Annotated in this window: 6 protein-coding genes and 1 tRNA gene; 1 reads left to right on the forward strand and 6 read right to left on the reverse strand. The window is 48.4% G+C overall.

What is annotated here, in order from left to right; all coding sequences use genetic code 11:
* Positions 1-917: flagellin (locus AC1DSE_RS19280; RefSeq protein WP_477528045.1), on the forward strand; the 917-nt coding region annotated here is incomplete at its 5' end.
* Positions 918-1202: 285 nt separating this feature from the next.
* Here the strand turns inward: AC1DSE_RS19280 and AC1DSE_RS19285 are convergent.
* The 6 genes from AC1DSE_RS19285 to AC1DSE_RS19310 all read right to left on the reverse strand — a co-directional run bounded on the left by AC1DSE_RS19285 (position 1203) and on the right by AC1DSE_RS19310 (position 12436).
* Positions 1203-1910 (reverse strand): response regulator transcription factor, encoded by a 708-nt coding sequence (locus AC1DSE_RS19285; protein ID WP_477509242.1) that lies wholly within the window; start codon positions 1908-1910, stop codon positions 1203-1205.
* A gap of 18 nt (positions 1911-1928) precedes the next feature.
* Positions 1929-4070, reverse strand: a complete 2142-nt coding sequence (locus AC1DSE_RS19290) for a sensor histidine kinase (RefSeq protein WP_477509243.1) — start codon at positions 4068-4070, stop codon at positions 1929-1931.
* 887 nt (positions 4071-4957) lie between these two features.
* Positions 4958-5119, reverse strand: a complete 162-nt coding sequence (locus AC1DSE_RS19295) for a hypothetical protein (RefSeq protein ID WP_477509244.1) — start codon at positions 5117-5119, stop codon at positions 4958-4960.
* A gap of 113 nt (positions 5120-5232) precedes the next feature.
* On the reverse strand, positions 5233-11328 hold the full coding sequence (locus AC1DSE_RS19300) for an endo-1,4-beta-xylanase (RefSeq protein ID WP_477528046.1): 6096 nt from the start codon (positions 11326-11328) through the stop codon (positions 5233-5235).
* A 328-nt stretch (positions 11329-11656) separates the two neighbouring features.
* Entirely contained in the window at positions 11657-12133 is a 477-nt protein-coding gene (locus AC1DSE_RS19305; protein ID WP_477509333.1) for an endo-1,4-beta-xylanase, read from the reverse strand.
* 229 nt (positions 12134-12362) lie between these two features.
* Positions 12363-12436 (reverse strand) — tRNA-Ala (locus AC1DSE_RS19310).
* Positions 12437-12536: the final 100 nt, after the last annotated feature.

The following is a 12536-nucleotide window of genomic DNA, read 5'->3' on the forward strand; positions in this document are numbered from 1 at the left end:
ACGGAGTAAGCATTGATACACGTGCTGATAGTACAACGTATAGCGCTTCTAACACTTTTGACCTTACCATTGGTACCGCAAATGCTTATACTGCAACAGTCCACGATGCCAATGGCGGCGTTGTGGTTGGCACGCAAACTTTAACGTTTGAGGATGGCGGCACTTATAACCTGGGTAATGGCGTAGATCTTACTATCGGTACACTTACTGGCCCTACTACACATGGATTTAGCGTTACTGCTGCAACAACAAAAACCGCTACGCTGACAAACACAACAACTGGTGATACAACTAAGAAATCTGATATTGCAGCCAACTCCACGATCGATTTTGGAAATGGCCTCAAAGTAAATATTGGCGCAAAAACGAATGGTCAAGCCGCTTTTACAGTTGAAGGTGGTGTTGAGGACAAATCCTTGTCGATGCAAGTCGGAGCAAACCAAGGTCAGTCCTTGTCCATGAATGTTACAGACATGCGTGCAAGTGCTCTCGGGTTAACTTCTTCTGATACATCTGCAGTAATTAAAGATAAAAATGGAAATGTGATTACGGGTGCTGCTTGGACAACTACGAAACAAACCAATAATGGCACTAATAACGTTAATGTTGAGTACTCCCTTGATGTTTCGGATGCTACTAAGGCTTCTGGAGCAATTGCAGTACTAGATAATTCCATTAATGCTGTATCCGCCGAACGTTCCAAATTAGGTGCATACCAAAATCGTTTGGATCACACCATTAACAACCTTGGAGCTGCTTCTGAAAACCTTACTGCCGCTGAGTCGCGTATCCGTGATGTAGACATGGCGAAGGAAATGATGGAGTTCACTAAGAACAACATTCTTACTCAAGCAGCACAATCTATGTTGGCTCAAGCGAACCAACAGCCGCAAGGCGTACTGCAATTGCTCCGTTAATTCCCTGAAATTCCGAAGGGGTTTTCCCAAAGGCCCATTTATAACTTTTCGGTTTCCACTTATTACTAATTTTACGTGTAAAAACAACCTCCATCTCCACTTTATCATAGGTGGAATTGGAGGTTGTTTTGCATGAAGTCTGGGATCCTCTCCAGAACGTCTGCCACGGATTTCGCTCTATTTATGATACGGTTCAGCTCACTACAATTAAGGCAGCTTGGTTCTATCCCTTCTAGCTGCAGTGTGTTAGCGGCAGTCGTGGTCACACTACCAACCTTAACGCTACTATGTTCTCGCTTGTAACGCACTTCTGGCAACCAGCATATATCCGGCCCCCCGAATCGTAATGATTCTCTCAGGATTGACAGGGTCAGCTTCGATTTTTTTACGTAAATTACTAATGTGTACAGCGACGGTTCTCGTATCCTCCAGACTCTCCATTCCCCAGATGAGCTGAAACAACATATCGACAGTGACGACACGGTTAACGTTTTGTGCCAAATAGGACAATAGACTGAACTCTTTTTTCGTTAAAAAAATGGTTTCACTACCCATGATGGCGGACTGTGCGTAGTAATCCAGCGTCAAACCCGGAAACTCTAGCAGTTGTTCCCTTCTGCCCGTCGACACTCTGCGAAGGTGAGCCTTGATCTTGGCCATGAGTACTCCTGGACTAAACGGCTTGGTCACATAATCGTCGCCGCCATAGGATAATGCGCTGATTTTGACCTCGTCCTCCTCACGGCTGCTCAGAAACACGATCGGCGCATTCGTGTAGAAACGTGCGTTCCTACACCAATCAATGCCGTTTTCATTAGCCAACAATACATCCAGTACAATCAAATCCGGCTCGAACGACGTAAGCAGTTTCATGGCTTCTGCCCCGCTGTAGCTGTAGGAGCATATGAAGCCCTCACGCTCGCAATACACCTGAACAATCTCGCATATATTGGGATCATCATCGACGATCATAATTTTGTGCATGTCCATCATGCTGTCACCTTCTTTCTTCTACAATACAAGAATACAAGGAAGCGATACATAGAATATTGCCCCCGTCTTGCCGTCGCTCTCCGCTCGAATCGTCCCTCCATGCGCTTGGACGATTTCCCTGCAAATCGCCAGCCCGAGCCCGCTGCCCTCTATACCCTTCTCCAGGCCCGGTCGATCATACCTGTAATTACGATCGAAGATTTGCTCGAGCTGCTCTGGGGGAATACCTGTGCCTGAATCTTGCACGCTAATGATTGCACGGCGGATATGATCCTCTTCTTCAACAGCTAATGCAATACGCACCGACCCACTGCTAGAAGTAAACTTCATCGCGTTCGACACTATATTAAACAATGCCTGCTCTAATCTTTGCACATCCATTTCGACAACAGGCATGTCAGGGCGTTGATCTTCCACATCTCTGAAATCCAGCGTGAAATCCAACCCTGCGTCACGCACAACTAGCTCATATTGTTCATAGAACCGGCGCAAGAAGTCAACCACATGAACCTGCTCCATTCGGTACGAGACTTGTCCCGTCTCCAAATGCGACAAGAAGGACAACTCCTCGATCATGCGGTTAACCCTTATCGTGTTATCCCGGATATACTTCAAGTACTGTTCATTACGTTCCGGCTTGACCCTGTCCTGCACAGCTTCTACATAACCAAGCATACTGGACAACGGCATACGCAGATCGTGCGTTATATAGGCAAGGAGCTTCTTCCTCCCTTCCTCGGAGTGAAGCAACCGGTCATACGACGTGCGGAGATCATCATGAGCAGCGGATAGGGCCTGTGTGCGTTCCTGCACGGTTCGTTCCAAATTCAAATTCATTTCGGTCAGCTTGTTGTTAGCATCCTGCAGTTCACGTGCAATCCTCTCCTCGTTCGATGCCGCCCTCGTAAATCTCGAAGAAAGCAGAATCATCTGTGCGATCGTAAACACCAACAAACCAAGCGGAGATGTATTTCCGATCAGCGACCATTCGTTGTAATATAAAAAATCGTTGACGACAGTAACTAAACCAACCACCGACACGAGCAGGAAGATTAGCGCTCCCTCCATACGCCGCATAGCCGCTTTGACTAGCCCAACCATCAGATAAACCATATGCAGAAAAACCATCACACCGATCATCAGTAACATTTTGGTATATAGAAGTGCAGGGGTCACCACAACAACGATACAGAATGCGCCGGTAACGATCCGCGTGACAAGATGAAACCAACGCGACACATAATTCGGAAAAATGCTATCAAAGTACATCGTCATGATATAACCAATGCTGCAAAGAATCAGGTATTCGATCTTGAACTGCAATCCCCATGGAAAAGATGGCCACAATTGTGTGAGTAAGAGCTCGCCGACCAGCAAGGATCGGATACCGGACAACGTGGTGAACAGACCAAAATACAATGGAGCCCTGTCTTTGCGTCGCAGTCCGAATAACAGCAGATGATATACGCCAATCACAAGCAGGCCTGCGGTGGTGAACATTTCTGCGGCGATTCTCAGATTTGTCCTAACCGTTAACACATCACTGCCGCCGAGCTCTATATACTTGGTGATGCCGCCTCGCTTATGATGGAAGTTGGCTACTTGCATAACCAGCTCTACCTTGTCATTCTTGGGCTGAAAGAACACCAGCTTCGTTGCCAGATGCGGTGTCACGCTGCTCTTGTCCTGACCAACTACACCAACCTCTGCCAACAGCTCGCCATTAACCCATAATTTATACGCATGAAAAATGGTAGGCATCCGCAGAGCAAGCCGCTCATTCCTATCCTGCTCGCTAAGCTTTATGACCACCCGAAAGGTTGCAAAGCCTGTACCGTTCAGCTGCTGACCATCTAATTGATAGCCTAACCATGACCCCGGGATGCTGATCCAGCGATCATGATTTCCGTCCCTTGCTAAGCGATTCTGTATGTCCTCAGGCGACAGCAGCTCTTGCCAATAGAACGCCCAGTCCCCTTTTAACTTTACCGGATTCTCACTGACATGGGCCTGCGTTATATCCAGAATGCCTTTTTCACTTTGGAACTTAGGGGAGTCCGGTGCAGGGACGACGGCATAGCTTACAACCGAACCAATAACAAGGGCAGCAATTATATAAAGCAAGATAGAACGAGAACCGAATCGGAGAATACCCCTCATTATGAACCCAACCCCAATCTCCAAGAGCGCAATAAGTAAGTCGATTATCTAAATCATATCATCATTATAGGTAAATGTACCCTGCAAATATCTACGAGGCGTTGAACACAAACATTACGATGAGGTCCTTTTTTGAACGTAAGAAAAAACCGTCCACCCCCGGACGGTTAATTAACATGCAAACCCATGTTTTAAGCAAGAAGAATATACCGGGTAACGAAGTAGACTCACCGATGCAGATCATAGTGGTAGATTCAAATACATTCAAACTTCAATATACAGGTAAATGCGGCTCTTAACTACTACTTTCTTACGAGTGACATACAGCGCCCCACATGTGCCGAGTGCTCAGTGTGAACATTACCTAATACGATGTACCCCCATCTTATGAACGTCTGACTACCGTACTTTTACAGCTTTATAGTGGAAATTATAATTATAAAGCCGACACCTATCATAGAATAGGGCCACATAAAAACACACCAGCCCTGATGCGGACTGGTGTACTATGGTGAATGCGAGGGGATTAGAACAAGTGTCCGCTAAGTCTTACTATGTATTAAGAAGTCCCTTAAGGTCGTAGGGTGTAAGGCTTCTAACGACTTGATTATTTATATAGTGCTAGTTGGTTTTAACGAGTTTTTCGCATTTCAACATGCATGTCTACCGGAATAGACAGGACTCACAACATGATTTGCACATATTTTATCCAGTGTTATTTGATTTTAATACAAGAAAAAGAATCACTGATCTGAAATGTATAGACCATCAAGTCAATAAAAAAACAATAAGATGCAATCAAGCCTCATAGTATCATTCCCCTTATCTATACTTTCTAGAGAGTGTTCCTTTATGCTTCTCGATAATCGAACTAACAATAGAACGACCTAACTTATAACACCAGATAACCGATAAAGTTGTCTCCCTTTTACGAGCGTGTTTTTACTCAGTTTAAATCTACTAACAGCGTACTTCAATCCAATTCGACCGCTCTCAATCTCTTGCACGATGGCTAATTTCTCTGAGGCACTAATTTTATTTTCGGGCATGAAAAATGCTCCCCTCACAGCAAACAGGTTATATATTATTTCACCTGTCTACCGTATGGGGAGCATATCAAGATTCAATCTGCAGAGCAGCCTCTTTAGGCTATCTGAAACTCTTATTTACTCCAAATTCGTTGCAGGATAACTGCCGCTTCGGCGCGAGTGAGAGAGCTGTTCGGCGCCAATATGCCGTTTGATCCTTGCACGATACCGGCATTGACCAGTGCTACAACGCTGTCTTTCGCGTAAGAAGCTACCGATGCCTCGTCGCTGAACGCATCCAAAGTGCCACCTGTCGGCAACGCTTTGCCTGCGGCTTTCGCCGCGCGCGCCGCGATGACCATCATGTCTTGACGCGAGATCTTGCTGTTTGGATCGAACAGATTGCTGCCCGTGCCTTGAATGATGCCGAGCTGCGCAGCGATCTTGACCGCATCGTAGTAGTATGCGGAGGAATCCACGTCGGAGAACATCGTTACGGAAGCATTGTTACCTTTAAGCTCCAATGCGCGAACGAGCAGCGACAGGAAGTCCGCTCTCTTGATGGAAGCATTCGGATCGTACGCGTTCTCACTCGTGCCGTTAATGATGCCGCGAGATGCCATCGCTTCGATCGCTTTCTTCGCCCATGGTACGGACTGAAGATCTCCGAACGATTTCACGACGAACGCAACCGCATAGATACTGAAGTGAGTCGTCGAGAATTTGACCGTACCGCTTGCTGCATCGTAGCGGGCATTCGGCACAGGTGTCGCTTTGCCGCTGCCTTCGATGTACCAGATGATGATGTGATCCGGGTTGCTTAGCTCTTCAGCCGTCGGCGTGTAAGGTACGGATACCGTTACAGGCGCGTTCGGGTTGTTCCAAGCGACAACGGAGTCGCCTGCCAAAACTTCGAGGCTAATGACCGGATGGTTACCGATTTGCTGGCGGACGTCATTGCTGAGTCCTTCTGTCGAGACCTTGCCCAAGCGAACCGATACGAACTCGGAGCTGCCGACGTTCGTGCCTGCCAGCATGTTGCCAGGAAGCTCGACCGTGCCGTTCACCGTCTTGATCGCAAGTACTGTCGATCCGGAATCTTTCAGGCTTTGAAGCGGCAATTGCACGTCGTATGAATTTGCGCCTGCTGTTGCAGGAATGTCGATCGTAACTTTTTTCTTGCCTGCAGCGTTAGTTACAACTTGATCGAACGCTTTCTGCAGATTGCCGGCAGAGATGTTGGACGATGCCTTACCGTTATTCACGGTAACTTTTGGTGTGATCTGGCCGTTTTCAACCGGTTGTTCAGTCACCGGAGGAGGCGTGTCTGTACCGGTCTGAGGCGAAGCGGCTCTCGTTGTTGCAGTCACAACTGGTGATGCATCCGACACCAATTCCACTTTAACTGCCTTCACGTAGTAGTAGTACTTCGTTGAAGCCTCCAGACCCGTATCCGTAAATTCGGAAACCGGTACGCCGGAAGCGATTACCGTGAAAGAACCGGATTCGGACGTTCCGCGATAGACGGAGAACGTTACACTCGTGTCTGAAGTGGTGTTCCAATTCAGCCTGATTGAGGATTGGCTTTGAGCATCAGCCGTCAATCCCGTAGGTGCCGCCAAAACCTCCTCAGGAGGCGTTACAACCAGAGGAATCGTCGTTGCAGTCACAACTGTGGATGCATCCGACACCAATTCCCCTTTAACTGCCTTCACGTAGTAGTAGTACTTCGTTGAAGCCTCCAGACCCGTATCCGTGAATTCGGAAACCGGTACGCCGGAAGCGATTACCGTGAAAGAACCGGATTCGGACGTTCCACGATAGACGGAGAACGTTACGCTCGTGTCTGAAGTGGTGTTCCAATTCAACTTGATCGAGCTAGCGTTCACGGCAGAAGCCGTTACGTTCGCAGGCGCCGCCGGTGTCGTTGCAGGAGAATTCTTACCGAAAAGCGTAAGCACTCCAAAAACGGACGTGTCTTGATAACCTTGGCCGGTCAAATCGTTCCATGCGGCAACGCTCTGACGAGCACCGTTTTTACCGTCGTTGATTTGCACGTCAAAGCCTAGCTTCATGTTGTTTTCCGGCGTGATCGATGTTAACGGTATTTTCATTTCTACCGTGTAGTTCGTTCCGGAAAGAGAGGTGGCTGACTCGAAACCGGCTGCTTTGCTTGACGGATTAAAAGTTGCCTGGTTCATATAGTTTACTCTGTATTGTCCATCATCCGATTGATAGGAAGCTGTCTTACCATTATTCTCGTCTACGAACACTTCGACGGAATCTTGTTCATGCGCGTTCGGGCTAGTACTGTCCAGTTCCGCATTATCAGTAACTTGGATTTGCAAATACAGGTTGTGATCATCCCAGAGCGCTCTGGCTACACCGCGTGCACCTTGCCATGCCATCTGGAACTTGTTGATCGAGACTTCAGGCGCATCGCTCCAGATCGCGTCAATGGTTCCGTCTATGACCGGCGTACCGTATTTAGCGGAAGTTTGACTAGCGGTTGCCGAAGCCGGCGGGTGCTCCGCTATGAACTTGCTCGGATCGATAACGCCGTAATAGGCTTGTTTCGCTTGCAGGTTGTTATCGAAGAGCAACGGCGGTTGTTCTTTTCTCCAGCTCGTCGCGTCGTTCAGACCCCAGAAGGTGACTCTGGCGATATTCGCGGCGTGCTCTTTGTAAATTTGGAATAGCTGCGCGTACAAGTAGCCTTGCGCGATTGCTTCCTTTTCGGTGATCGTGCCGCCGTTGCCGGCCGTTATGTCCAGCTCGGTAATGCTGATCTCAACGCCCAAGGAAATAAACCGCTCCAACGACGCTTTAACGTTGTCCGGCTTCGTGTTGACGTTATAATGCGCCTGCATGCCGACGCCGTCGATCAGCTTCTTGCCCGGATGCGTAAGTGCGTACTTGTCGTTGATCTCTTTCACCATATTGTAAATGGCCGTAGCTTTGTTCTGGTTATCATCGTTGTAATCGTTGTAATAGAGCTTGATATCCCAAGACGGGTTTGCGTCCAGCACTTCTCTTGCCGCTAAGAACGCTTGCTCCACGTAATCGTTACCGATCGCCGTTTTCCAAGGAGAGGTGCGCAGGGCAGCAACCCAATCCGTCGGATTAGAAGGATTGTCGTTCATCGCTTCGTTGACGACGTCCCAAGAAATCAAATTGTTGCCGTATTTGTCAGCGTAGTGCGTCATAACCGTTTGGATGTGCGTTCTCATATTGGCGAGTGCCTCGTCGCGGCTCAAAGGTGAACCGTTCGAAGTAGTCATCCACGCAGGCGTCTGCTGATGCCATACGAGCACATGGCCGTGTACTTTCATCCCTGCGGCGATCGCTTTATCGACTAGCGAATCCGCATAAGTGAAAGTACCTTTCACCGCCTGTGTCGCATCCGGTTTCATGGCGTTTTCCGCCGTTACGACATTATGATGCAATTTGAGAAGCTCCAGGCGAGTGCCATCGAAATCCGCCGCGGATACCGCGTTGCCGATCAAGAAATCGTCTTGATACTTTGTCTTGATTGGCGTCAAGTCTTTTTGTACGGAGATAGGGATTGAGCCCGTGTTCACAAAGCTGATATCGTCGATGTAGAAAGAAGCAGTCTTGTTGCTGGAGCTCTCGACGTAAATGGTCAAAAATTCGTCGCCTACGCTGGAGTAACGATAGGTGCCTTCAAGCTTCACCCATCCGTCTGCAGCACTCACGGTTTTTGCTTGTATGGTATTGTAGCTGGCGGTGCTGCCGTTGCCGACTTGCGTGGACAACTGAAGCTGCGAGCTGGTCGGCGAGATCAGCTTGACCCATGCCGTTACTTTGTACTCGCTGCCTTTGTCTACGTTCTGCTCGACGCGAATCGTCGGACCGTGCCAAGAGTCGGTGCGGTCTGCTACTTTCATCGCATAAGAACCGTTGTCGGTATGGTTGGCTTCATTCGTAACGGTCAACGTTTCCGTTCCCGCGCGGCCGACAAAGCCGCCATTCGATTGATCCTCGAACGTTACGGTATTGAATGGCACTGCAGGTGTTCTAGCAGGCTCGGCGCCAGGCGTAACGTCTTTGATTACGAATTCGTCCATATAGAAGTCGGCTTTCGCCGTGGCGGTTTCGTCTGAGTCGTAGTTGTTCGCTTCGATCCACACTAGGAATTCGGTCGTGTTGGCTGGTACTTCGTAGCCTTTCACCTCGAATGTCTTCCAGACGGAGTTCGTAACGACCTGGTTTTGGATAATCCATGGGTAGCTATCCGTACCGCCGGATTTGACTTTTGCGCCTAAGTGGTAGTTATCGGTTCCTTGAGCGGACCGGAGTTTGAACGAGATATCGTATTTATGACCGGATACCAACTTGCTGGTCAAATTAAGCGATACGGCGCTCTTTCTGTCCGAACGGACCTTATACAGAAGGGATTTCGTTCCCTCGGATGCGTAGTCGGACGATACTACCGCAGTACCGGTGCCGTTCCATCCCAGATCCGTCCAACCGCCGAGCTGACCATCCTCAAAGCTTTGGGACAGGACGAGGAATCCTGGAGGAGAAGCTGCGCTTGTCTGGCGAATGACGATGTCGTCGATCGCGAAGCTAGTATTTTTACCGGCGTCTTCGGATTCGAAGTAGAGTTTAATTCCCGTAGCGGCGCTGTTATATGTATAAGTACCGCTCAGTTTCACCCAAGCGCCGTCGGTGACCGTCGTCAACTCGATTACTTGCTTAAACTGGTCGTTGCCGGTTAATCCGGATTGCTCAATCGATGCCTTTAGCTGCGTCGAAGCCGCTCCGGTATCCAGCTTGGCGTAGGCGGAAATTTCGTAATCCGCGCCTTTTTCAAGCGTATCCGTCAACACTAGGCTCGGGCCGTGGTAATTTTGGGCACGTTCCGTCACGAGAAGCGCGTTCGAGCCGGAGTGGTGTACGGCATTCGTTACGGTCGCCGTAGCGCCGTTGCCGGTCCACCCATTTTTGCCGTTTTCGAATTTCTCGACAAGAACGGCCGGTTTGACGACTTTCACTTGGAAATCGTCGACGTAGAAACTAGCGGTTTTACTGCTGCTGCTCTGTAAGTAGACTTGCAGGGCATTGGCGTTCATGTCGTATGTATACTCGCCTTTGACTTGTACCCATGCGTCTGCTGTTACCGTTGCCGCGGAGCCTGGATTCAGGTACTCGTTGGATGCCCCAGTCTGTTGAGCGCCGAATTGGATTGTCTCGGAGCCGGTCGATCCCTCTTTGAGTTTAACCCATGCGGAAAGCTCGTAAACTGATTCCTTGTTCAGTATGCCGGTGGCGGCGAGGTTAAAGCCCGGGCCGTTCCAGTTGTCCGTTCTTCCTTGCACCAAGATACTGCCGGTTCCGCTCTGAGCGGCATTGTTCGAAGCCGTTACAGTCTCGGTACCACGCTTGAACCATCCTTGCGTGCCGTTCTCGAAGTCGTTCGAAACGACGACGTTCCCGATCGCTTCCGGTGACGGAGGCGTAGGTCCGCCGATCGCGGCTGCGAAGGTATTTAAAGTATCGTCTTTCTTAATGAGAATACGTCCCATCGCCAAGGCGTCGTCATCGCCGCTCCAGGCTTTGAAACCGACATTAATTCCGTTCTCCGTCGCGGCTGCTTTTACGTCCGCGTTGTAGTTGCCGTAAGGATAGGCAAGAAGGATCGGATCTTTGCCGGTAATTCCTTTCAAGAACGTATTAGCGGATTGGATTTCCGCGGCCGCGGTCGCTTTGGTGATGCTAGTCGTCCATACAGCTTGATCATGCGTCTTTGTATGGTTTTGAAGACTGATGTTCGGGTTGTTTTTCAGCGTGTTCAATTGGCTCAGCGTCATTCCCCAAGAACCGATATTGTCCTGGATGACGAAAGATACCGCCTTCATATTGTACTGCGTCAATACTGGAAGCGCGTTTGTAATAAAGTCCGGTGTCGCGTCATCGAACGTCAGCAGGATCGGTTTCGAAGGAGCGGTTGCCCCGTTCACGATAATGTCGACGTACTGTTCCGCGGATACGGTGGTATAGCCGTTATCGTTCAGATACTTCATTTGTTTTTTGAAGTTGGCTGTGCTGTATTGATAATCTCCGGATGGATTATCGGTGATTACATGGTACAGGATGACAGGTATCGTTGCGCTCGCTGCATTCGCATTTGGAGCATACCAAAATTGCGGCACTAACAGTGCAGCGGCTAACAGTGACAGCAATAGCTGTTTGAAGCGTCTACTCATTTGATGTCCTTCCCCCTATAATGGATTTTGATGTTACCTAAAGCGCTTTCAATCTTGATGTTGAATGACTTCTCCTTCCCGTATCTTCAATTATAATGAGCGTTTTAATAGGGCGGCACCTAACGAAGTAGAGATTCTACTATAAAAATTAAAGAAGATATTAGATCCGAACTTATGAACCACAAGCTAAATACAAATAAAAGGATATATCTCATAAATGAACATAATTCAGTAGTTATTGCTATTTCATTTTGGAAAATATGAAGGCTGTAACAGACCACAACAAAATGAGGATGGCGCAGAAACAACCTCATCGCCATCCTCATTATTAGTTAATGAAACCTTTATTTACTCCAAATCCGTTGCAGGATAACTGCCGATTCGGTGCGAGTGAGGAGGCACTCGGATCGTACGCGTTCTCGCTCGTGCGGTTGTTTTCGGTAGCCTTATCGAATGCTTTTTTCAACATCACTTCGTTGACGACGTCCCACGAGATGATGTTCTGCATGCTGCTCTTGTTGAACTTGCTAAAATGCGTGAGAACCGCGTTAATATAGTCTTTCATGTTCGTATACGCCCCAGCCGCGGTCAGTCCTGGGTTGGACGGAGTCAGGTCGGAGTCGGAGATCTTAGCGTTGTTCAGCCACGGAATCGTTTGGCTTTCCCAGACGAGCGTATGCCCATGTATTTTTAGGTCATTGTCTATCGCGCTTTGAATTTCCGTGTATGCTTCTAATGGATCCTCTTCACCATCGCCAACCCCAAGCTCCCTAAGAGCCTCAGTATTAGCGATAAACTGCGGCAGAGTTACTGATCAGCATGTTAGCTACACCTCTAGTACCACGTCCACTCAGCATGTGTGACGTTACAAAGAATCAAGCATTTGATTTCATTTTAGTAATTATGTAAAATAATTGCTGAATTTCAGCATACATACCTAAACTGTTCAAATGTTCTCAGTTAGGGATTTGAAATATCCAAGCACAAAATAAAATAAAAAAAAACGGCATCTCTGCCGTTCTGATGATAAGGTATGGTGGAGCTAGGCGGAATCGAACCGCCGACTGATCGCTGCCAGCGACCTATTTCCCCCCTAAACTATAGCCCCATATTTAGTTGTTAACTTTTATGGGTGTTAAACTGGTAATGGTGTTCTCCCAACCGAGCTAATCCCCCGTGTTATTTCTTCGCCTTACTTTGTCTTACTT

It is taken from the genome of Paenibacillus sp. 01L418, assembly GCF_056400045.1.

What these genes read in the sequence shown, in the direction of transcription:
- AC1DSE_RS19295 (WP_477509244.1), bottom strand. Translation starts at nt 5,119, where the DNA reads ATGCCCGAAAATAAAATTAGTGCCTCAGAGAAATTAGCCATCGTGCAA.
- AC1DSE_RS19300 (WP_477528046.1), bottom strand. Translation starts at nt 11,328, where the DNA reads ATGAGTAGACGCTTCAAACAGCTATTGCTGTCACTGTTAGCCGCTGCA.
- AC1DSE_RS19285 (WP_477509242.1), bottom strand. Translation starts at nt 1,910, where the DNA reads ATGATGGACATGCACAAAATTATGATCGTCGATGATGATCCCAATATA.
- AC1DSE_RS19290 (WP_477509243.1), bottom strand. Translation starts at nt 4,070, where the DNA reads ATGAGGGGTATTCTCCGATTCGGTTCTCGTTCTATCTTGCTTTATATA.